The 22428-nt window shown below is 75.3% G+C and carries 13 protein-coding genes; 7 read left to right on the top strand and 6 right to left on the bottom strand.

Annotated features, from left to right (window positions below):
- Entirely contained in the window at window positions 1-4203 is a 4203-nt protein-coding gene (locus POL72_RS31605) for a DnaJ domain-containing protein (protein WP_272100133.1), read from the bottom strand.
- The gene (locus POL72_RS31600; protein ID WP_272100131.1) at window positions 4203-7031 is read right to left on the bottom strand and encodes a serine/threonine-protein kinase; all 2829 of its coding nucleotides are present in this window, start codon (window positions 7029-7031) and stop codon (window positions 4203-4205) included. The genes POL72_RS31605 and POL72_RS31600 overlap by 1 nt, the downstream gene beginning before the upstream one ends.
- A 664-nt stretch (window positions 7032-7695) precedes the next feature.
- On the opposite strand from POL72_RS31600, the gene POL72_RS31595 reads away from it, so the two are divergent.
- On the top strand, window positions 7696-8085 hold the full coding sequence (locus tag POL72_RS31595) for a hypothetical protein (RefSeq protein ID WP_272100130.1): 390 nt from the start codon (window positions 7696-7698) through the stop codon (window positions 8083-8085).
- Window positions 8086-8398: 313 nt separating this feature from the next.
- On the opposite strand, the gene POL72_RS31590 is transcribed toward POL72_RS31595, so the two are convergent.
- Genes POL72_RS31590 through POL72_RS31580 form a run of 3 tightly spaced genes read right to left on the bottom strand, consistent with a single transcriptional unit; the run spans window position 8399 to window position 11303 of the window.
- Window positions 8399-9355: a 3D domain-containing protein gene (locus POL72_RS31590; protein WP_272100127.1), complete on the bottom strand. Its 957-nt coding sequence runs from the start codon at window positions 9353-9355 to the stop codon at window positions 8399-8401.
- On the bottom strand, window positions 9352-11175 hold the full coding sequence (locus POL72_RS31585) for a hypothetical protein (protein WP_272100125.1): 1824 nt from the start codon (window positions 11173-11175) through the stop codon (window positions 9352-9354). The genes POL72_RS31590 and POL72_RS31585 overlap by 4 nt, the downstream gene beginning before the upstream one ends.
- Entirely contained in the window at window positions 11172-11303 is a 132-nt protein-coding gene (locus POL72_RS31580) for a hypothetical protein (protein WP_272100123.1), read from the bottom strand. Before POL72_RS31580 ends, POL72_RS31585 begins: the two co-directional genes overlap by 4 nt.
- 194 nt (window positions 11304-11497) lie before the next feature.
- Between POL72_RS31580 and POL72_RS31575 the strand changes: the two genes are divergently transcribed.
- The 6 genes from POL72_RS31575 to POL72_RS31550 all read left to right on the top strand — a co-directional run bounded on the left by POL72_RS31575 (window position 11498) and on the right by POL72_RS31550 (window position 21894).
- Complete coding sequence (locus POL72_RS31575) at window positions 11498-12640, top strand: SDR family oxidoreductase (RefSeq protein WP_272100121.1); 1143 nt, start codon at window positions 11498-11500, stop codon at window positions 12638-12640.
- Window positions 12637-14061 carry a GDSL-type esterase/lipase family protein gene (locus tag POL72_RS51005; protein WP_272100119.1) on the top strand — a complete coding sequence of 475 codons (1425 nt, stop codon included), beginning with the start codon at window positions 12637-12639 and terminating at the stop codon, window positions 14059-14061. Before POL72_RS31575 ends, POL72_RS51005 begins: the two co-directional genes overlap by 4 nt.
- A 132-nt stretch (window positions 14062-14193) precedes the next feature.
- A complete protein-coding gene (locus tag POL72_RS31565; RefSeq protein WP_272100117.1) occupies window positions 14194-15624 on the top strand; it encodes a serine/threonine-protein kinase in 1431 nt (476 codons plus the stop codon).
- Window positions 15624-16271 carry a tetratricopeptide repeat protein gene (locus POL72_RS31560; protein WP_272100115.1) on the top strand — a complete coding sequence of 216 codons (648 nt, stop codon included), beginning with the start codon at window positions 15624-15626 and terminating at the stop codon, window positions 16269-16271. Before POL72_RS31565 ends, POL72_RS31560 begins: the two co-directional genes overlap by 1 nt.
- Window positions 16272-16645: 374 nt before the next feature.
- Window positions 16646-20842: a protein kinase domain-containing protein gene (locus POL72_RS31555; protein WP_272100113.1), complete on the top strand. Its 4197-nt coding sequence runs from the start codon at window positions 16646-16648 to the stop codon at window positions 20840-20842.
- 56 nt (window positions 20843-20898) lie between these two features.
- The gene (locus tag POL72_RS31550) at window positions 20899-21894 is read left to right on the top strand and encodes a tetratricopeptide repeat protein (RefSeq protein WP_272100111.1); all 996 of its coding nucleotides are present in this window, start codon (window positions 20899-20901) and stop codon (window positions 21892-21894) included.
- Between the two features lie 234 nt (window positions 21895-22128).
- Here POL72_RS31550 and rpsS read toward each other — a convergent pair whose 3' ends face one another.
- The gene (gene rpsS, locus POL72_RS31545; protein WP_012233480.1) at window positions 22129-22428 is read right to left on the bottom strand and encodes a 30S ribosomal protein S19; all 300 of its coding nucleotides are present in this window, start codon (window positions 22426-22428) and stop codon (window positions 22129-22131) included.

Below are 22428 nucleotides of genomic sequence, written 5' to 3'. Positions count from 1 at the left end.
TCAGCGCTTCCAGAACTTGCCGAGGAGGCCGCCCGCGGGCGTCGGATCGGTGGTCGTGCGGCTCCGCATCTCCTGCAAGCGGACCTCGCGGATGGCGTCGAGGTTCTTCGGGTTGAGCTCCGCCGCCAGGCGGAAATCGCCGATCGCCTTGTCGATCCTCCCCGAGCGCTTGAGGAGCATGCCGCGGTAGAAGAGCGCCCGCTCGTAGCGAGGCTCCCTCTCCAGGACGGCATCCAGCGTCTGGATCAGGTCGTCGTAGTGCGCGCTGGTGGCCCCCTCCGCGAGCACAGGCGGGTCGCCGCGCCGCTGCGCCTGGATCCAGACGAGCAACGTCATGTACTCGGGCTGCTCCGGGTCGGCGTTGAGCGCGCGCCGCGCGCGGGCCTCGGCGCCCGCGAGGTCGTTCTTCTTGAGCAGGATCTCGGCCTTCTGGAACTCGAGCGCGGCGTCGACGGCGCGGGCGATCTTCTGCTCGTCCTCGGCGGGGGGCGGGGCCTCCTTCGGCGCGCTCTGGTACTCGGCGCGCCGCTTCGGATCGCTCAGCGTCTGGTAGGCCTCGCTGATGCGGGCGAACACGCGCGCGACGAGCGGCTTGACGTCCTGGAGCTCCGCCGGCGTCCGGTCGGGGTGCCACCGCTTGGCGAGCGCGAAATAGGCGCTCTGGACGCGCTCCGGAGGGGCGTCCTCCGCGACGCCGAGCATCTCGAAGAAGCTCTCGCCGTCGATCGACGCGGCGCGCGCCTCGATCTCGGCGCGGCGCGCGGCGAGCTCGGGGTTCGGCGCGGCGCGCGGCAGCGGCGGGAGATCGGGCGCGAGCGCCGCCGCTCCCTGCGGCTTGGCTGGCTCCGCGGCGCGCGCCGGCGGCACGGGCGACGCCGCCTCGGCGCGCCCTGCCCCGCGCGCGGCCCTGACCTCCGGGCCGACCGCCGCCATCTTGACGGTGGGCGCCTGCGGGGGCGGCGGCTGAACGCGGGCGGTGGTGAAGGTCGGCGCAGGAGGCGGCCTCAGCGCCTTGGGGTCCACGCCGCGGTAACCGCCGCCCGGATCACCGCCGGACGCGCGCGGGTCGAAGGGCGCCGCCGGGCTCGGGGTCGGCGCGCCGCTCCAGGACGCGGCCTCCGGCGCCGCGGCCGGAGGCGGCGCCGTGGAGCGGCGCGGAGCGACCGGGGCCCCAGCGCGCCTGCTGGACGGCGCCGCGACGTCGTCGGGCTGCCGCAGCGGTGCGCGGCCGTCGGCCTCGCCGCGCGCCGGGCGTGGACCAGGCATCGTCGAGCCCGCGGCAGGGCGCGGCGAGCGCGCCGCCGCGCCGGACGGCTCGCGCTGGGGCGCTGGCGCCGCGTCGGCCGCTGGCGTGCCGGCGGCCCGCTCCCGGCCGGGCCCGGCGGGACCGCCGACCCCGACAGGGCGCCGGCCCGGCGCGCCGAGATCGAGGTGCCGCGTGATCGCGAGCGCATAGATCATCAGGCGCACCACGCGCTCCTGCGCGACCCCCGAGGCGAGCAGCTCGGCCAGCGTCATGCGCCGCATCCGCAGGAGATCCACGATGGCCGCCTCGTCGCGATGGAGCTGGAACCGCTTCATCTCGGCCTCGACGTGGAGCCCGAGCTGCCGGTTCTGGATCCGGTCCAGGGTCGTGTCGATCAGCGGATCGTCGGCGTGGAGCCGGACGCCCGCCATGATCACCGCGAGGGGCTCGCACCCGATGAGATCCGGACCGCCGTAGGACGACAGCAGGTTCTGGGCGTCGTAGTAGGCGTAACGCGTCTCGGGCGGGAGATCGTAGAGCGCGACCAGCTTGCGCACGAGCTGCTCGCGCAGCACGCCGAACACCGTCTCCCTGTCGAGCAGGCCCCGGGAGACGAGCAGCCGGCCATGCAGCACCCGTCGCTTGGTGATGTCCCGGAGCGTCTCCCGGAGCGTCGCCTCGTCCAGGAGGCCGAGATCGAGGATCACCCGATCGAGCGGGGCGATGATCGTCCCGGTCCAGATCTTGGCCGGCACGCCGTCGCTGAAGAAGATGCCGTGGCGGACGCCCTCGGGGTTGATGAAGCACGTCGTGCCGGTGAGGCGCCGGTCGAGCATGTACACGAGGAGGTGGACGAGCGGCGTGCGCGCGAGCGTGCCCTCCGCGGTCGGCGGGTCGCCCGGCAACGAGAGCACGGCGATCGGACCGGCCATCGCCGATGGCGGCAGATCAGACACCGGGTTGCGCTCGCGCCGCTGCGGCGGATCTCCCCAGCCGCGGGTTCGCACCGAAGGCGGCCGCGCGCTCTCCTCGGGGACCTCGTCCGGATCGCTGTCTGTCTGCACCGACCACGACTCCTCTCCATGAGCGCCCGGGGCGGGCGAGTGCGGGTCCGCCACCGAGGCGGGCTCCAGATGCGGTGGATCGGGCCAGCGCGCCGTCGTGCGCCCTGGCCGCAAGGTCGGAGAGAGCCTGCCGGACGGCGCAGGCGGCAGATCCGCGAGCATCCTGGCGTCCGCGCCGTCGCCGGGCAGCCCCCCGAACGTGGCCTCGGGCGGCGAGGCCGGCCCGCGGGCGGCGTCGCTGGCCCGCGGCTGCGTCCTCCGGCTCGCCGGCGCGTTGGTCATCGGCAGCGTGGGCGACGAGGGCCGCGTGATCTGCTGCTGCGGCGGCATGCGCAGGTTGCCGAGCGGCGACGCCGGCGCGGTGCGGATCGGCGGCGACTCCGCCGCGAGCGCCGGCGAGCGGAGCGACACCTGCGGCGCCTCCTGGATCGCCGCGTGGGCGCGCATCGACGCGGCGGCGGGGTCGTCGCTCGTCGCGACGATCCGGCGGATGTGCCGCGGCGGCTCGCCCTGGCGAGGCCGCTCGGCGAGATCGACCTCGAGCGCGCGCGGGATGGGGCCGCCGGAGGCGTCGAGGACCAGCCGGACGCGCGGCTGCGAGTACCGGGCCGGGTGCGCCGGCGTCTGCACGACGAGCGCGACCTCCCCGGTCGAGAGCTCCACGAGCGTGCCGGTCGGAAAGATGCCGAGCGCGCCCACGAGCAGCCGCAGCACCGTGCGGTCCGCCGGATCGGCCGCCTCCTGCTCGAGCTTGGCGATGGCCTCGTCGGCGGAGAGCGGCGCCTGGCCCGGAGCCGCCGTCAGGAGGTCGTTGAAGGCGCGGGCGGTCGCGAGGATCCGCGCCTGGAGCGTCGGCTGGCGGAGGCCGCGGTAGACAGGGCCGAGCGCCGGCTGGCGGCGCACCCAGTGCGCCTCGTAGGCCACGACGGTGCGCATCACGCTGGGCTCGTTCACGAGGCCGAGCGCGGTCAGCACGACCGCCGTGCCCGCCGGGACGTCCGCCTCCTGCTGCTCGCTCAGCTGCGGGACGAGCCCGCCGGAGCCGCTCGTCGCGGCGCCCGTGAGGCGCGGCCGGGCGATGTCGAAGAGCAGCGCCGCCATCGAGAGCCGCTGGAGCAGGACGACGTCGCTCGTGATCTGCCGCGCCATCGCGAGGCTCAGGATCGCCGTGTTCACGGCGCGCCCGGCGTCGTCGTGGTTCTGGTTGCGCAGCGCGGTGACGCCCAGGAAGGCCGGCGTCTCGTTCGAAGACAGGTCGACGAGGCGCTGGGTGATGCGCTTGACGCCCTGCCGCAGGGTGTACCGGCCGTGCCGCAGGTCGTCGTAGAACCGGCGGATCATCACGATCGCCGTCGCGTAGGTGCGCACGATCGCGGAGGTCTCGTCGCCCTCGCGATCGATCGCCACCTCGCGGCGGAGCACGGCCTCGTCCACGGCGCGCAGGCGGACGCGCGGCGCCGGGCGGTCGGCGAGCGCCGGCTTGCTGCTGCGGAGCGCCTCGGCGAGCGCGGAGGCCAGCGCGTAGAGATCGCTCGCGCGGACGTCCTTGGCGACGCCGATCTCGGAGTAGCCGCAGCGGCTCAGGACCTCGCCGAGCTCGAGCGCGCCCTCGTAGACGGCGCGGTTCGCCTTGAGCAGCTGCCCGGAGACGAACACCGACCCGCGGGTGAACAGGATCGAGACGTTGTGGCCGGAGCGCTGGCCGAAGTCCTGGACCAGCGAGACCGTCTCCTCGACCTGCCGCACCATGGCCTGGTTGTCGATCGCGTGCAGCGTCGAGAGCTTCACCAGCCGGAAGAGGGCCTGCACGACGCTGGCGGCGAGATCGCGCGCCTGCTCGCGGCGGATGTTCTCCGACACGTTCTGGCTGATGACGTCGACCTGGGGCGCCATCACGGGACCTCCCCGGCGGTCGAGATCCGCTTGCCGAGCCGCGCGGCGATGGCCTCGGCGGCGGCGCCCGCGGCGTCGCGCAGCGCCTGGCTGTTCCAGGGCCGCCGCTTCGTGGCGGCGAGCGCCGCGTCGAGCGCCTCCTGCGAGCGCGCCTCGCGGCCGAGCAGCTCCGCCGAGAGGCAGCGTGTCTGCTCCGCCGCGTCGTCCGCGAGGAGGCCGTGCCGCTGGAGCAGCTCGACGGCGACCGACTCGCCGCGCGCCGGGTTGAGCGTGTAGAGCGCGCCGAGGAACTCGCGCCGCTCGTCGAGCGTGAGCTGGTGGAACGAGCTGTCCTGCACGCGGCGGACGAGCAGCGGGCCGGCCGCGCGGACCTGGTGGTGCGCCAGCGTGCGGAGCGCCGCGACGCGCACGTCGGGCGGCGCCGACTCGGCGAGCGAGAGCAGCTCGTCCCGGATCTGCTCGGGGCTCGTCGCGAGGTGCGCGATCGCCTCGCAGCGGAGCGCCGCGTTCGCGCACCCAGAGAGCCGCTTCAGCGCGCCCAGGGCGCCCTGCGTCCGCGACGCGGCGAACATCTTGAGGATCGGGCGGGCCACGTCGAGATCCAGCGTCATGAGCGCGTCCACGACCCCCTCCTCGTGCCCGGGCAGCGTCCGCTCGACGTGGCCGAGCAGCGCGCGGCGCAGCGCCTCGTGGCCGGTGTGCCCCACGACCTCCATCGCGACGGGCAGGGTCTCGCTGCCGAGCTTGTGCAGGATGGGCGCGAGCCGCTGCGCGACCAGATCGAGGTCGACGGGGGCGGGCTGCGCCGCGCCGCCGGGGGCGGCCGTCATGACGACGCGCGTCGCCTCGCGGAGGAGCAGCCGCATCGTGTCGGGCGGGAACATCCCCCGGGCGAGCTCCGTCGCGAGCGCGCCCCCCTGCTGCTTGGGCGCGAGCGCGTCGAGGGCCTTTTCGATCGCGTCGTGCATCCCGAAGAGCACCTCGAAGCGGCGCGCCAGGATGAGATCGCGCGCCGAGGCGGCCATCGGCTCGGTCACGAGCTCGACGTCCTTGTACCGCCTGGCGTTCAGGAAGGCGTCGGCCACGACCTCGACGAAGCGCTCGCTCCAGCGATCCGGGCTCATGACGAGCTGCGTGCCGAGCGCGCGCTGCGCGACCGGGTCGAGCGCGAGCGCGCTCGCGGCGCGGCGCGCGGCCCGCAGCGCGGCGGCGTCGGTGTCGATGACCATCGCGGCCGCCTCGGCGCGGTTCGCCTTCTCCTCGGCGGCGCGCCGGGCCATGCCCTCGAGGTCGTCGGCCTCGTGCCAGAACTGCTCGCGGTCGGCCGCGTCCCCCTCGACGAAGACGCTCACCACGTCGTAGCGCACGTGCTCGAGGCGGCGCTCCCACAGGGCGGCCGCGACGTCGTCCTCGGGGGCGAGGTCGCGCAGCGGATCGAGCAGCAGCACCTCGCAGAGGGCGCGCAGCTCGTCCTCCGTGATGCCGGGGAGCAGCTGGACGCGCCGCACGCCGGCCGCGAAGAGGTTGTACGGGACGAGGTCGAGCGGGTGCTGCGGCTCCCACACCGTCCGCCGGCGATGCTCGAAGGCGTACGGCGTCAGCGTCCAGTGGACGAGGGTCCCGTCAGCGCGCAGCGCCTCCACGATCGCCTGGAAGGTCGCGCGGAGCTTGTTGTCCGCGTCCGGATGGCGAAAGCCGTAGTGACGCACCGCCGGGAGCAGCCGCTCCATGCGGCGGAACACCTCGGTCAGCCGCGTGACCGCAGGGTCGTCCGGCTCCGCCTCGCCCGGCTCGTCCTGAGGCGCGGGCTCCTCCGCCGCCCGCATCCCGACGGCCGTGGGCGAGTCGTCCGGCGGGGGGCGCCTCGTGCTCGTCGGCGAGGAGCGGCGGGGCACGGACGCGCCGACCTCCTCGAGGACGCGCAGCACCTCCTGCCGCATCTGCGCGGCCGACTCGAAGCGGTTGCGCTTGTCCCAGGCGAGCGCCTTGTCGACGAGGCCGATGACCGAGGCGGGCAGCTCGGGCGCGATCCGCGCGAGCGACGGCGCCGGCGTCGTCGCGGCGAGGATGAACGCCTCGTTGTCCGAGCGCCCCTGGTGGAGGCGCTGCCCGCTGAGCACGGCGTACAGGGTCGCGCCGATCGAGAAGAGATCCGCCCGCCCGTCGACCCCCTCGGTGAGGCCCATCGCCTGCTCGGGCGCCATGAACGACGGGGTACCGAGCGCCGTGCCCGCCTTCGTCTTGTCGCCGGGCGCGCCGCGCATCCTCGCCACGCCGAAGTCGAGCAGCTTCACCACGTTGTCCTTCGTGATGAAGATGTTCGCGGGCTTCAGGTCGCGGTGGACGATGCCTTCCGCGTGGAAGCTCTCGAGCGTGAGGAGCACCTCCCCCGCGATCCAGAGCGCCTCGGCGACGGGGAGCTTCCGGCTCTTGCGCTTCCAGAGCTGCTGGACGGTCTCCCCGTCGAGCAGCTCCATCACGAGGAACGGCTCGTCCTGCTCGGTGATGTCGTCGTCGAGGATCGCGACCCGGCCGGGGTGATCGATCTTGTTGGCGACGTAGCCCTCGCGCAGGAACCGCTCGCGGATGCCGACGTCGCGCGCGAACTCGGCGTGCAGGATCTTCAGCGCGGCGCGCGAGCCGTTCCGGTGGTGCGTTGCGGCGTACACGGAGGCCATGCCGCCCACGCCGAGGAGCGAGTCGATCCGCCACTTGTTCTTGACGGTCATCCCGAGGCGGGCGCGCGCCCGCTGCTTCTCGTCCGGCGCGTCCGTGACTTCCGAGGGCGGAGGGATGACGGACTCGGGGAGGACGCCACGTGAGGTCATTCGGCCACCGGAAGGCGGGAAATCGTATCACCTCCCCGCCCGCACGAGGTTCCGGATTTCGGCGAGCCGGCAGTGCACCTTACCGTTTCCTGGCGCCGGGCGGGTGCAGGGCGACGCTGGCACGGTAGCTCGTTCCGCCCGCCGGAAGTCCGGCCCAGGGATGCGAGGGAGCGCCGCACGGGCGGCGCCGGCCGGGATTACGAGGGCTGGCCGCCGGCCGATACGGCACCAGGGCGAGGCCCTGCGCGTCGCTCGGGGAAGCGATCGCCAACGCGAACGGCAAGCGGGTGCTTGCGTGCGCGAGCGGCACGTTCGCGGAGAGCGTGACGATCGGGGTGGGGGTCGAGGTGATCGGGGGCTTCGTGCGAGGCGGCGACCCCGGCGTGACGACGTGCGAGGACCGGGCTCAATTCCTGGCTGCGATGGTGGTCGAGGCGGTCGTGGAGACGGAGGCCCCGGCGCTGGCGGTCGAGGCGGCCGCGCAGCAGGCATCGCCCATGCGGCGGCCCCGGGCGACGCGCCGGCGGTACAGTTCACTCCGGGCACGGCCGGCGACGGCGGCAGCGCCGCGCCCGGCGGTCCGTCGGAGAGCGCCGGCGCGCCGGGAAGTGCTGGGCTCTGCTGGGATTTTGCGTCGCAGACGCCGTGTGGAGGAGGACCGCCCATGAACACACCGAAGTATATCCGCGCCCGGCTGCTGGCGGACCCGGCAGCCTCGCTCGATCCGTGGATGGATCCGGTGTGGTGCGCGACGACGCCTGAGGCGGAGAAGCAGCGGCATGCGGAGAAGCGTGCCCGCCGGGTCATGGAGATCTACGGGGTCGAGGACCCCCGGATGGAGGCGCTGCTCGTGCGGCTGGCGAGCCAGGTGGAGCAGTGGGCCGCCGAGGAGCGAGCCACCACGCAGGAGGCGGACGACGCGGCATGGGTCAGCGCGGTGCCGGACAAGGGCGAGACCGAGCGGCGCAGCTCGCGCCTGGCGCTGATCGGCGCGGTGCTCTTCGTGCTGGGGGTCTTGTGCGGCGTGGCGCTGGCGGCGCTGCGGCTGCGCTGAGACAGCGACGTAGCGAAGCCGCGCACGGCGCGGTTTGATCAGGAGCAGAGGAACACGCGCCGCGGAGGGCGGCGCGCCATGGCTCGGCTCGTCTCGAAGGGCGGCGCTGGGGGCCCTGCCGCTGGCGGCCGAGACGGAAGCCCGCCGGCGCACCACCGCCGCCAGAGCCGCCGAGCCGCGTGCCCGGCACGTGATGACCATCCGCGCTGGGGGCTCGGAACACCGATGGGCGGAGGGCGGCTCGATGCGCGAGGTCCACGGCGTGCTCGAATCCGCTTCCGGAGATCCCCGGCGGGACCGCCGGTGCGCGGAGCTAGGACGGCCCGGCAGGGCGCCCGAGCGCGCGGCACCGGGCGTCCTCGAGCACCACACGCACGCCGCGGTTGGAGGCAAAGATCGCGTTGAGGCGCGCGGTGACCGCAGGATCGCCGGTGAAGACGTCGATCTGCCGTCCGACGACCTTGATGCCGCGATCCTCGGCGACGAAGCAGCCGTCGTGTCGGCCCCCGCCCGGGAGCGGCAGCCCGACGAGCTCGGGCACGAAGAGGGACGTGCCGAGCGGAATGACGCTCGAGTCGACCGCGACCGTGCGCAGCGGCGTGATCGGGCGCCCGGTCGCGCCGCGGCCATACGGGAACCGCCGCGGATCGAGCCGCTCGAAGCAGACCTGCTGGCCGGTGCGCGGGCAGACATCGGCGCATGCGCAGCCGCGCCGCGCGAAGCTTACCGTGTCACCCGAAGCGAGCCGGCCGCTGCCCTGGACGCAGACCTGGTCGTGGAACGCGCGCGGGACGCTCGCGAGCGCCGCGCAGGCGGCGTCGTAGAGGACCGCATCCTTCGGCCCTCCGCCCTCGCTCGGGAAGTCGTAGTAGGTGTTCCGGAACATCCCGGGCGCGAGCCCCGGCGCCACCTGTGGCACCGGCGCCGGCACGGCCTGCGGCGCCGGCGTCGCGCGCGCGGGCCGGCCGTGCTCGCGCACGAGGATCACGGGGTCGCCCTCGCCCGCGGCGCCGCCCAGATCGGCCTGCGCCGCGCCCGGCGCCTCGCCCTGCGCGCCGTCGACAGCGGCGCTGGCGCCCCGGTCGCGATCGCCGTCGTCCGGGGAGGGCTCGTGGAGCCACCCGCCGCCTCCGCGCGCGATCTGCGGCTCGCTCGAGCCGTCGTGGACCCAGTCCGCGCCTCCCTTCGTCGTGCACCCCGCGGGGAGCGCGAGCAGGAACGCCTGGAGCCCGCCGATGACGAGCGCTCGCGCGCGTGCCGCGCTCGTCAAAAGGCGCCTCCGAGCCGGGCGAGCTCCCGGAGCGCCGCGGCGGCGATGTCGGCGCGCGCCCAGAACGCGGCGGGTGAGCCGGCGCTCTCGGGCGCGGCGCCGGCGGCGATCACCACGGGCGCGGTGTCGCCCGCGCCCGGCTGGCCAAGGCGGCTCGCGACGAGCCGCAGCGGCTCGACCACCAGCGCGAACGCGATGTCCGAGCCGAGCGGCGCCAGCGCCTTCTTCATGGACGGGACCTCGCCGAGGCGCTCTCCCTGGAGCGCGGCGACCACGCCGCGGAGCCCCGCGCCCGGATCGTTGCCGACGGCCGCGAAGAGGCCGTCGTCGCGGACCAGGTAGAGCAGCTCGATCGACGACGGCGGAAGCGACGCTCCCTGCGCGGCGGGCCCGCCCTTCCCGCCCTGCGGCCCCGCGCCCTGCGTCCCGCCCTGCGGCCCCACTCCCTGCGGGCCCTTGCGCGCCTGCGCCCCTCCGGCGCCAGGGGGCGCGCTCACGCCGGCGGTCCGCTCGAACCGCACCCGCCGCACGTCGCCGTCGAGCAGCGGAAGCGCCGCCTTGCCCGCGGAGACCCGGAGCCCCTCGCGCTGCAGCGCGGCCTTGAACGGCGGGAGCTCCGCGGTCCCGAGCAGATCCTGGATGGAGGCCTCGAGCTTGGCCCGGTCGCCCACGGCGGCGCGCACGAACGCCGTGGGACCCGCGCCGTCGAAGCGGAGCCCGCCGGCGAACCAGTCGCCGCGCGCGTCCGACGCCGCGCGGATCGCGGCGCCGAGCCGCTCCCGCTCCGCGGCCGGGAGGTCGCCCTCGACGAGCCCAGCGAGGGCGTCGACGAGCCTGGGCACGTTCTCGGCGCGCGTCGCGGCCCGATCGCGGACGAGGATCCCGACGAGCGAGTCGGCGGGCAGATCGAGCAGCGGCTTCACGTCGCCGACGGCGAGATCGGCCGACGCCTTCGACGCCGGGCCGCCCCCTGCCTTCGGCGTTCCGGAGACGCGCAGGTGCGCGTCCTCGTCCAGCACCAGCGTGAGGCGCGCTCGCTCGAGATCGCCGAGCATCGCGAGCGCGCCCTCGATCATCGGGCCGAGCGGCACCGCGGTGGCGCGCGGCGCGCCGTCGGGGCCGCGCGCCTTGTCCCAGGCGCTCCGCGCCGCCTTGAGCACCGGGCCCTCGAGCGCGGCCCTCGGGAGCTCGACCGCGAGATCCTCCTTCGGCACCTGCGCTTGAGGCATCGTCCGCGCGACGTAGGGGCCCAGGGAGATCAGGTCCCCGGGCGTCTCCGCGACGAGCAGGTAGTTGCCGAGGACGCCGAGGGCCACCGGGCTCGCCCCCTGGAGCGGCTCGAGCAGCGCGATGGCGGTCGCCGCGTCGGGCTTCGCGCGGAAGCGCGCCCCCTCGCCTCGCGTGAGCTGGTCGATGAAGCGCCCCCCGTCCTTCACGTGGATGCCGAGCGCGGCCCGCGGGCGCGCCCCGTCCGCGGCCTCCACGGCGGCGCCGAGCACCGGCACCGCGCCGTCGATCTCGGACGCGACGGTGATGGGCAGGCCGAACAGCGACGCGGCAAGGGCGCCGGCGCTGCTCGGGAGGAGCGCCGCCGAGCCGCCGACGAGGGCGCGCGCCTTGGCCCACGTGGCGTCCGGCGTCGGGAGGAACGCCTCGGCGATGAGCCCCGCCGGCGCGGGCACGGGGCTCATCGCCGAGGCGCCGGCGTCGGACGGCGCGCCAGGCGATTTGCAGCCCAGGGCGCCCGCGCTCAGGCCGAGGACGATGGCCAGGAGCGCCGCAGCGCCGCGGCGCACGGCAGAGGTCGATCGCACGATCACGACCCGAACGGTAGCGCCTTCTCGCCGCGGTCGACCACGAACCTGCAAAATCGCAGCGCGCGCCGGGCGACGCGCGCGAGGTCCTCGCCGCCGAGCTGCTCGTGCGCGAGGAGGCGACTCCCGGGCACGCCGCGTCGACCGGGCGAAGAACCGTCGAGCCGCGATCGCGGACGGGCTAGCCCTTGGCTGCAGCCGCGGGTGCACGCCCCGGCCGGACAGCGGCGCGCGGCGTGGCAGCTGCCCGCATCACCCCTGCGCTTGTGCGAGGCGGCGTCAGCGGAAAGCTGCGGAGCAGGCGCACCGCTGCGGTAAGCTCCAGCCGATGCCTCGCCCCGGCTACGACAGCGTGGTGCTCATCACCGGCTTCCCCAAGTTCATCGCGCGGAAGATGCTGCAGCACATCCTCGCGTCGGAGCCGCGCACGCTCGTGGTCGCCGTCGTGCTCGCGAAGTCGTCAGCGCAGGCGAGCGCGGAGCGCGACGCGCTGCCGGCGGCGGACCGCGAGCGCCTCGTGCTGCTCGAGGGGGACGTCGCGGCGATGGATCTCGGGCTGTCGGGCGCCGAGTTCCGGCAGCTGGCCCGCGAGGTCGACCGGATCCATCACCTCGCGCACGTGGGCCACGCCGGGGCCGACCAGAGCACCGCCCACGCCGTGAACGTCGTCGGGACGGCCGAGGTGATCGAGCTCGCTCGCGCCTGCACCTCGCTCCAGTGCCTCGTCCATCAATCGACCGCGTTCGTCGCAGGGGACCGGACGGGGACGGTGTACGAGGACGATCTCGAGGCCGGCCAGGCGTTCCGCAACCCCGTCGAGGAGACGCGGATGCGCGCGGAGGTGCTCGTGCGGCGGGCGATGCGCCACGTGCCGGCGGCGGTCGTCCGGCCGACCACGGTGGTGGGCGACGCGACGACCGGGGAGATCGACCGGCTCGACGGCCTGTACCTCCTGGTGCTGCTCATCATGGCGGCGCCGGCCGACATGGCGATCCCGATGCCCGGCCGCGGCGACGTGCCGCTCAACATCGTCCCGATCGATCACGTCGTCCGCGCGTCCCACGCGATCGGCCTGAACCGCCTCGCGCTGGGTCGCACGCTCCACATCGCCGACCCGCACCCGCTGTCGGCGCGGCGGGTCTTCGATCTCATCGCGCGGGCGAGCGGCCGCCGCGCAGCGCGCGGTCACATCCCGTCGAACCTCGCCAAGGCGCTGCTCCGTACGCCCGGGATCGAGCGCTTCGTCCGCAGCCCGCGCGCGTTCGTCGAGCAGCTGATGACCCCCGTGCGCTACGACGCCCGGAACGCGGATCTCGTGCTCACGGCCGCAGGGATCGCGTGCCCGCCCTTCGAGTCGTACGTCGACGTGCTCGTCGGCGCCGTCCAGGAGCGCGTCCGCGAGCGGCGCGAGCGCCAGGAGATCGAGGTCAGCGCGGACGCCGAGCTCGACGTCGAGGATCCGCTGTCGTGAGCGGCGCAGCCCGCTCCGCAGCCCGCGCGGAGATCCCGGAGCGCCGCGCGGCGCCCTGCAGCACCCCGCAGCGGCCCGCGCCGGCGCGGCCCTTCACCGGGGCGTCGCGGCGCGCCCTCGCGGCGCTGCTCGCGGCGCTGCTCGCGACCGCTGCGCTCGGCTGCAGCGCGACGCGCGAGCACGTCGCGCCGCCCGCGCCCGAGGTGGGATCCGCGCCGCCCGCGCCAGCGCCCGCGCCGCGCCTCGCAGAGGCCCCCGCCCCGGAGACAGCCGCGCCGCGCCCCGCGGAGGCCGCGCCGGCGCGCCCGCCGGAGCTGGATCTGCTGCGCCCCGAGGACGGGGTGTACGCCCACTTCTTCGCGGCGCTCCGCGCGCTCGAGCAGGGTCGCCGCCGGGATCACGTGCGCATCGCCTGGCTCGGCGACTCGCACGCCGCAGCGGACTTCTGGAGCGGCGCGGTCCGCGCCGCCCTGCAGCGGCGCTTCGGCGACGGCGGGCTCGGCTTCGTGCACCTCGGCTATGCCGCCTACCGCCACGACGGCGCGCGGCTCACGGCCGACGGCAAGTGGCGGACCCGCCCGAAGTCGCCGGGCGGCTCCGCGCCGGCCGACGACGGCGTCTTCGGGCTCGGGGGCATCCTCTTCGGCGCGCAGACGGCCCCGGTGCGCGCGGAGATCGCGCTCACCTCGGCGCGGCCCCCCGCGCGGCTGCTCTGGGACGTGTGCTTCCGCCCGAGCGCGCCGAGCGACGAGGTCGCGGTGACGATCGAGGGCGGCCCGAGCGAGGTGCTCCGCGCGGCCGCGGGCGAGGCCCCCGGCGCGCTGCAGCACGCGCGGCTGGCGAGCGCGGGCGCGGTGAAGCTCGGCGTCGCGCCGTCGGGCGGGGCCGAGCTGTGCGGGCTGGTCGTCGAGCGCGATCCGGAGGCCGGGGCCGGGGTGGTGCTCGACACGCTCGGCATCAACGGCGCCCGCCTGGCGACGCCGCTCCGGTGGAGCGAGCTCGGCTGGGCCGCCGAGCTCGCGCGGCGCTCGCCGGAGCTCGTCGTGATCGAGTACGGCACGAACGAAGCGGGCGACGTCACCGCGGATCCGTCCCTCTACGCGAAGCAGCTCGCCGAGCTGCTCGCCCGCGCCCGCAGGGTGGAGCCCGACGTCGACTGCCTGGTGCTCGCGCCGACGGACCGGAGGGACGCGCCGGAGCGCACGCCCGTCGTCCGAGACGTCCTGCGCGACGCCGCGCGCGAGGGCGGCTGCGCGTTCTGGGACACGTACGAGGCGATGGGCGGAAGGGGCTCGATCGAGGCCTGGTACCGCGAGCGCCCGCCGCGCGCGTCGCGCGACGGCGTCCACCTGACCTTCCGCGGCTACCAGGAGCTCGGCGTGAAGCTCTCGAACGACATCCTGGAGCGCTATCGCCCCTGACGAGCGGCCCCGCCTCCGGGGCCCGTTCGACGCCGACGGCGGGCGGCCGACCCGGTGGCCTTGCTCGTGCTTTTCGGTCTCGTCGCTCGATCGGCGTGAAGGCTTCTCACGCGCGATGGGCGAAGGGGGCACATGCTTCATGCCGGGGACGTTGCAGGAGGTCGCTTCCGGCTGATCCGGCAGATCGGCGCGGGTGGGATGTCGAGCGTGTGGTGGGCGCGCCACGAGCTCATCGGCCGGGACGTGGCGCTCAAGCTGTCCCCGGCGCTCCGGGACGAGCAGGTCGTCGGGCGGTTCATCCGGGAGGCGAAGATCATCGGCAAGTTCCAGCACCGGAACATCGTCGGCGTCGTCGACGCCGGCCAGCTCCAGGACGAGGGCTACCTGTTCCTGGCCCTGGAGCTCCTGCGGGGCTCGCCGTTCGCTGACCGCCTCCAGCCGAACCGGCCGCTGCCGCCCGAGGAGGTGGTGCCCGTCCTCATCGAGGTGTGCTGCGGGCTCTCCGCCGCCCACGCCGAGGGCGTCGTCCACCGCGACATCAAGCCGGAGAACATCATGATGGCGACGGTCCCCGGCGAGGGGATCGTGCCGAAGATCGTCGACTTCGGCATCAGCCAGCTCACGGGCGCGGGCGACGCCATCACCATCGACGGACAGCTGCTCGGGACGCCCTCGTACATGAGCCCGGAGCAGGCGCTCGGCAAGCGCACCATCGACGCGCGCGCCGATCTCTGGGCCGTGGGCGTCATGCTCTACGAGGCGCTCAGCGGCGCGCAGCCGTTCACGGGAGGCAACCACCACGCGGTCCTCCGGCGCATCCTCGAGACCGAGCCCGCGCCGCTGCCGGCCTCGATCCCGCCGCGCCTCCGCAAGATCGCCGGCCGATGCCTCGAGAAGGACCCGGCGCGGCGCTACCCGGACGCGGCCTCGCTGCGCGCGGATCTAAAGGCCGCGCTCGACGATCTCGGCGCGAGCGCGCCCGCGCCGATCGTGGTCCTCTCGCCGCCGGCCTCTGGCTCGCGGCCCGGGGAGATGACGCGAGCCCCCGGCGCGCTCGCCGCGCCCCCGAGGCTCGCCGTTCGCGCGCTCGAGCGGCTCTGGACCCGGGCGCCGCGGGCGCCTGGATGGCGGGAGGCGACGACGATCGGGCGCACGCAGGGCGCCGCCGCCCCGCAGGACGCGGCGCGCCGCGCAAGGACGATCCTGGCGATCCGGCTCGCGGGCGCGGCGGCGCTCGCGGCGACGCTCTGCTCGGCCGCGCTGCGGGAGCAGGCGGACGCGGGGCCCGAGAGCGCGGCGCGCGAGAGCCTGCGCCCCGTGCTGGCCACGGCCTTCGCCGACAGCGGCGCCGCCTGGCGGCGCGGCGCCGGCGCGCCCGAGGCGACGCGCAGCGGCGCGCCGCTACGGAACGCGGCGAGCCACGACCGCGCGCCGGGCTCGCCGGAGCGCGCCTCGAAGGACCCGGGCAGCGACGAGCTCGGATCGGCCTCCGAGGACAAGCCCCCGCGCTGGCAAGCGCCGCGCGGGCCATCTCGACGCCGCATCACGAGCCCCGGGTTCTGATGACCAGCGCCGCACCGATCACCGCTCTTCGCCGACGCCGCTGGCGGCGCGCCGCTGCGCTCGGGCTCGTTTGCTGGGCGCTGCTCTCGCCATCCTGGCTGCACGCTCAGGACGACAGCGCGACGCGCGCGCTGAGGCTCCAGTTCGCGCAGGGATTGTCGCTCGAGATCGCGGGGCGCTGGGCCGACGCGCTCGACAGGTTCGAGGCAATCGCCCGCCGGCGGCCGACGGCGAACGTGACGTACCACATCGGCCTCTGCCACGAGCGGCTCGGCCGGCTGCGCACGGCCGAGCGGACGTACCACAACGCGCGCGCGATCCTCGGCGCGGACGCGGACGCGCGGAAGGCGTCGCCGGCGGTGCTCGCCGAGATCGACGCGCGCCTCGAGGACCTCGAGGGACGGATGCCGAGGATCGTGCTGAACCTCGTCGGCGCGACCGACGGCGTGACCTTGCTGCTCGACGGCGAGGTGGCGCAGCCGTCGCGGGCGATCCGGGTCGATCCGGGCCCCCACGTCGCCGTGGCGCTCCGGCACGGGATCCCCGTGGCCGCGAGCGCCTTCTCGAGCCACGAGCGCCGAACCAGGTTCGTGACGCTGACCGTTCACCCCGTCGCGCTCCGCGTGTCCAGCGTGTCGCGCCCCTGAGCTCGCCGAGCCTGGACGGCCCGCACCGAGCTCCCCACACCCCGGCACCTGTGTGTGAGCGGCGGGGCCCGCGCCCCTCGCTCCGGACGTGATCGCGCTGCGGTGGCGCGCCCTGCGAGGAGCGTCCTCTCCACGCGGCCCTGCGGCTCGTCGCGGGCGTGTGTCCGGCCGCGCGCGGAGCGCCCACACGCCGGCCAGATCTCGCGGGCCGTGGCGCTTTGCCGCACGCGCGGCGCTGGCCCGACCGTCCAGCGCCCGCTTGGATCCCATGCGAGGCGCACCTGACAGGGCGCTCCGGACACGCCCAAACTCGCCGAGTCGTCGGCCGTGAACGCTGGATCCAGCTTCTGACGTCCTGATAGCATGCGAGACCCATGGCGCTCGACAGGCCGCCCGGTGCGGGCTCTGCTTCGCGACTCGGCAACTATGAGCTGCTGAGAGAGCTCTCCGGTGGCGGCATCGGCTCCACGTGGCTCGCGCGGGCGTCCTCCGACGAGGGCGAGGCGAAGAGCGCGCCGCCGGTCACGATCCTGCGCATCTACCGGCACCTCACGAAGAAGGCCGAGACCGCCGACAGCATCCTCCGCGAGGCCGGGATGGCGCAGCAGGTCCGCTTCCCCAACGTGCTCTCGGTGCTGGACGCCCGCACCGCCGACGGCGAGGTCTTCATCGTCTCGGAGTACGTGGAGGGCGAGCCGCTGGGCGCGCTGGTGTCGGCGGCCGGCGCCGAGGGGCTGCCGCCGCCGGTGTCCCTCCGGATCGCGATCGACGCGCTGCGCGCGCTCGCGTCCGCGCACGCGGCCCAGCCGGCGCCGCTCGTTCACGGCGAGCTGAACCCGACCCACGTCTCCGTCGGCATCGACGGCGTCACCCGGGTCGGCGGGCTCGGCGTCGCGCGGGCGATCGCGGGGCTCGCGCCCATGGGGACGAGGAACCCCGATCGGCTCGCCTATGCCGCGCCCGAGCGGGTCAAGGCGATGGCAGCGCACGCGGAGGCCCCGCTCGATCCGCGCGCGGATCTCTTCTCGGTCGGCGTGATCCTCTGGGAGCTGCTCGCGCGGCAGCGGCTGTTCTCGTCGAAGCTGGAGGCCGCGGTCATCCAGAAGGTGCAGTCGGCGCCGATCCCGCCGCTCGCGGGGCTCGCCGGGGGCGCCGTCCCGGCCGAGGTCGTCGATGTCGTCCAGACGGCGCTGGAGCGCGATCCGGCGCGCCGCTTCGAGAGCGCCTCGGCGATGCTCGCGGCGCTGGAGGCCGCGGGAGCGGGGCGGATCGCCGGGGACGAGGACGTGGCGGCGGCGGTGAGCAGGCTGGCCGGCAAGACGATCGAGCCGCGCAGGACGATGATCGCGGCGGCCATGGCGAGCCCCGCCGGCGCGGACGGGTCGCGGCCGCCGCCGCGCGCGCGGGGCATGACGCTGGTGGGCGTGGCGATCCCCGCGGCCGACGGCGCGCTCTCCCCCCGCGGCGACGGCCCGCGCCAGGCCATCACCGCGCCGACGCCGCGCGCGCGCGGCGCGACACCGGGCGCGCCGCCGGTGGCCGCGGCGGGCGCGCTCGCCACGAGCCAGGTTCGCCCGACGGCGGCGAAGGACGCCGCCGCGCCGAAGAACGGCCTGGCGGCCAAGCCGGCGGTCGGCGCAGGCGCGTCGAACGGCGCCGGGCCTGCGGGCGCCGATGCGGCGCACGCCAGCATCGACACCGAGTGGGGCTCGGTGGAGGACGTCCCGGCCCGCGACCTGCCCGGGCCGCGGCGTCCCGCAGCGACCCTTCCGCGGATCGAGCTGTCGGGCCAGGGCACGGAGGACCGCGCCGCCGCCGGTGCGAGCCCCGAGCGCGCCGCTGCGACGGGGGCGACCACGGCGAAGGAGCAGCCGCCCGCGCGACCGGCCGCGCCGCGCCCGGGCGATCCGGGCGACGCCCTCGCGGCGCGGGCGACGCCGACGCCGGCCGAGGGGACGGTCCCGAAGCCGCCGGCGCCGGCCCCGGGGGGGCCGTCCCCGAGGCCGCCACGCCCGCCGCCGCCGGCTCGCGCGGCGTCGCCGGCGCAGCCCGAGGCGCACGGCAAGGTCGCCGCTGCAGCGCCCGCGGCTGTCGGGCCAGCGCTCGCGCCGAGCCCTCCGACGCCTCGGGTACCTGTGCCGCCGCTGGGGCCGCCGGCCGCTGCCACGCGCCGCACGCCCGTGGTGCCCGCCGTGACGCCGGCGCCACGCGCGGCCGCCACGCCCCCGCCGCCGCCGGCGAAGACGATGAGCCGCGCGCCGGTGACACCGTCGGCGCCCCTCCCGCCGGCGGCGCCCGCGCCGGCTGCGTCGCCCGAGCCTTCTCAGCCGCTGCCCCCCGTTGCGCCCGCGTCGGCCACCGCGCCTGCGATCCCTGTCCCCGCGAAGACCCCGCCGCCCCCGCCCGTGGCGGCCGCGCTTCCGGGCGGGGCGCCTGCGACGCAGGAGAGCGCGCGCGGCAACGGTCCGGCATCGACCTCCACCAGGACGATCCCCACGCCGACCGGAGTCCAGGGCCAGACGAAGCTGTGGGGTCGCGTGGCGTCGGCCGTGGACCAGCTGGGCCCGGGGAGCACCCTCGGCCGCTACGAGATCCTCATGCCGGTCGCCAAGGGCGGCATGGCGGCCGTCTGGGCCGCGCGCCTGCAGGGCACCCGCGGCTTCAGGAAGATCGTCGCCATCAAGACGATGCTGCCCGACGTCTCCGACGACCCCGACTTCGAGTCGATGTTCCTCGACGAGGCGCGGGTCGCGGCGCGGATCAGGCACCCCAACGTGGTCGAGATCCTCGACCTCGGCGAGGAGGACGACGTCCTCTACATCGTGATGGAGTGGGTCGACGGCGAGACGGCGGGCACGCTGCAGAAGGCCGCGAAGCGGCTCGGCGGCATCCCGCAGCGGATCGTGCTCCGCATCGCCTCGCAGATCTGCGCGGGGCTCCACAACGCGCACGAGCTCCGCGACGACAGCGGCGTGCTGCTCGACCTCGTCCACCGGGACATCTCGCCGGCGAACGTGCTCATCTCGACCGCCGGGTTCGTGAAGATCGTCGACTTCGGCGTGGCGAAGTCCAAGGGGCGCCTGCACGTCACGCGCGCCGGCGGCATCGTCAAGGGGAAGACGCCGTACCTCTCGCCGGAGCAGCTCGGCGGGCTCCCCATCGATCGCCGGAGCGATATCTTCTCGCTCGGCGCGCTGCTGTACGTGCTCACGACGGGGCTGCACCCCTTCCGCGCCGAGACCGACCTCGCGACCATCGAGAACATCACCATCAAGAACCCGCTCCCCCCGCGGGAGCTGAACGGCGCGATCCACCCCGAGCTCGACAGGATCATCCTCAAGGCGCTCGAGAAGGACCCCGAGAGCCGCTTCTCGACGTGCGCGGAGATGCAGCGGGCCATCGATCAGGTCGCGTCGACGCTCGGCGAGCCCACGACCGACGAGGACGTGGCGGCCTTCGTGCGGCAGGCGATCGGCGAGATCCAGTCGAAGCGCGCGCAGGAGCTCCGCGACGCGATCGCGGCCGTCGACGCAGGCGCCGCCGTGAACTCGGAGCGCCGGCCCGGGGCCTCTCTGGAGGGCCACGCTGCGCTGGCCGACGTCGGCGCGGGCTCGCACGAGGGCGGTCCCGCCGCCGCGCCTCCCCCTGCGGCACAGGCGCCGGCTGGCGCCGGTCCGGCGTCCAGCAGAGGGGCCGCATCACCGATCGCGGAGGAGGAGCCGCCGGTCAGCCTGGAGCCGATCTCGTTCGAAGAGATCGCCGCGCCGGCGCAGCCCGCCGAGGCGCCGCCGCGGCTCATCATCGCGCCCGCGCTGCAGCCCGACGGCGAGCCGGCCGAGCCGGTGAGCCCGCGGCCCGCCGCCCGGGAGGGCAAGCCGCTCGGCCCATCCGCCAAGCGGATCCTCCCGGCGGCCGGCGTGCCCGCCACGAAGGTGCTCGCGGCGGCGGATCCTCCCGCGTCCCGGGCCGCGGCGCTCAGCGAACGCCTCGCGAGGCGCGGCTCGCGGAGCCTCGCCAACGACGTCGGCGAGGTCACGGCGGTCGACCGATCGTTCGAGACCGGGCAGCGACGCAAGCGGCTCCAGCTGATCGTGGCCGGCGCGGCGATGTTCTGCGTGGCGCTCGGGGCCGTCGCGCTGGTCGTGCGCGGCGGCGACGAGCGCTCGCGTCCGGAGGTCGGCAAGGCGCGCGTCGATGCGTTGCCCGCGGCCACGGCGCCCGACACCACCGCCACCGCGGCCGCCGCGGAGGCCGTCCCAGCTCGGCCCGTTTCGCCGGTGGAGCCTCAGACGGCGCAGCCGGCGTCGCCGCCCGCTCCCGAGGCGTCGGCGACGCCTCCCGAGGCAGCACCGGCGCCCTCGCCGACGCCTCCCGCGGCGGAGCCGACGCCTCCCCCGACGGTCAAGGCGCCCGCGGCCGCGGCGGCGCAGCCCGTCGCCGCACCGCAGGCGTCGCGCCCACCGTCGACCACGCGCCCCCGGACGACGTCCACGCCGGCGAAGCCTGCGCCCAAGCCAGCGACGACCGGCAAACCCAGCCCCAAGAAGAAGTACAACCCATCGGGTATCTGAACACCGTGCGATCTCGACCCTGGCTCCGTGCGCTGCTCTTCGGTGCGGCATCTTGCGTGTGCTTGTGCACGCTCCCCGGGCCCGCGGCCGGCGCGGACGGCGCCGCGGCGACGCCCGCGCCGGACGCGGTGGAGAAGGCGCAGAACCACTTCAAGAAGGGCGCTGCCCTCTACGAGAGCAAGCGCTATGCGCTGGCGCTCGAGCAGTTCCGGGCCTCGTACGCCACCGTGCCGAGCCCGAACTCCCACCTCTACATCGCGCGCTGCCTCGCGGATCTGGGCGATCACATCGAGGCGTACCTCGAGTTCGATCAGGTCGCGGCGGAGGCCGCGTCCCGGGCGAAGGACGAGCCGCGCTATGCCCAGACGGAGCAGACGGCGCAGCTGGAGCGCGACGAGATCGCGCGCAAGATCGCCCTCGTCACGGTCACTGTCGCGCATCCGGACGCGGCGACCTCGCTCGCGGTGGCCGGCAAGGACGTCCCGCGCGAGCGGTGGGGCAAGCCGTTCCCGGTCAAGCCCGGCAAGACCGAGATCGTCCTGCGCACGAAGCTCACCTCGACGCCGCAGACCCTCGATCTCTCGGCGGGGGAAGCGAAGACCGTCGTGCTCGACGCCGAGCCGAGCGGCCCGACCGAGGCCGTCTCCGGCTCTCCGGCGCTCCTCGACGAGGGCCCGAGCCCGCCCTTTTCGGAGGCGCCCTCGCCGCGTGCGTACCTGCGGCCTTACGCCTACGCCGCTGGCGGCGTGGGTGTGGCGGGGCTCGCGATGTTCACCGTCGCCGGGCTGATGGCGAACAGCACCTACAGCGATCTCACCGAGACCTGCAGGGGCCCCTGCCCCGCCGATCGCCAGGACGACGTCGACGCCGGCAAGACCCAGAAGACGGTCGCGAACATCGGCGTCGTGGTCGGCGCGCTCGGGCTCGTCACGGGCACGACCCTGCTCATCCTGAGCTTCACCGGAGGCGGCGCCGGCGGCTCGCAGAGCGCCACGGCCTCGACGCAGCTGCTCGTCGGCCCCGGTTTCACCGGTCTACGCGGCCAATTCTAACGCGCGGGGCTCACCCGCTGCGGAGACGGGCCCATCTCGACGTTTTCGGTACTCGGCGTACGGGAGTACGCCTCCGTGCCGAAAACGCCGATCTGGACCCGTCTCCTGTACGGGTGAGCCCCGCGCAGCGACGCGGACGCCGTCAGGCCGTAGCTGCGCAAAAAGGAACGGGCAGGGTCGCTGCTGCGACCCTGCCCGCTTCATGTCGATGCGCTCGCGGTTGACGCGGAGCGATCAGCGACCGCCCGGGCCGCCCTTGGCGACCTTGGCCTTCTTGTCCCCGGAGTGGCCGTGGAACGTGCGCGTCGGGGCGAACTCACCCAGCTTGTGGCCGACCATGTTCTCCGTCACGAACACGGGAACGAACTTCCTCCCGTTGTGCACGGCGAAGGTCAGGCCGACCGACTCGGGCAGGATCGTCGAGCGGCGCGACCACGTCTTGATCACCTTCTTGGCATTGGTCGCCTGGGCCGCCTGGATCTTCTCCAGCAGGTGACCGTCAATGAAGGGCCCTTTCTTAATGCTCCTCGGCAT

Origin of the sequence: Sorangium aterium, assembly GCF_028368935.1 — a bacterium.
GTDB lineage: Bacteria > Myxococcota_A > Polyangia > Polyangiales > Polyangiaceae > Sorangium > Sorangium atrum.
The sequence above is the reverse complement of the archived record's forward strand: the minus strand, read 5'-3'. Positions and strand labels throughout refer to the sequence as shown.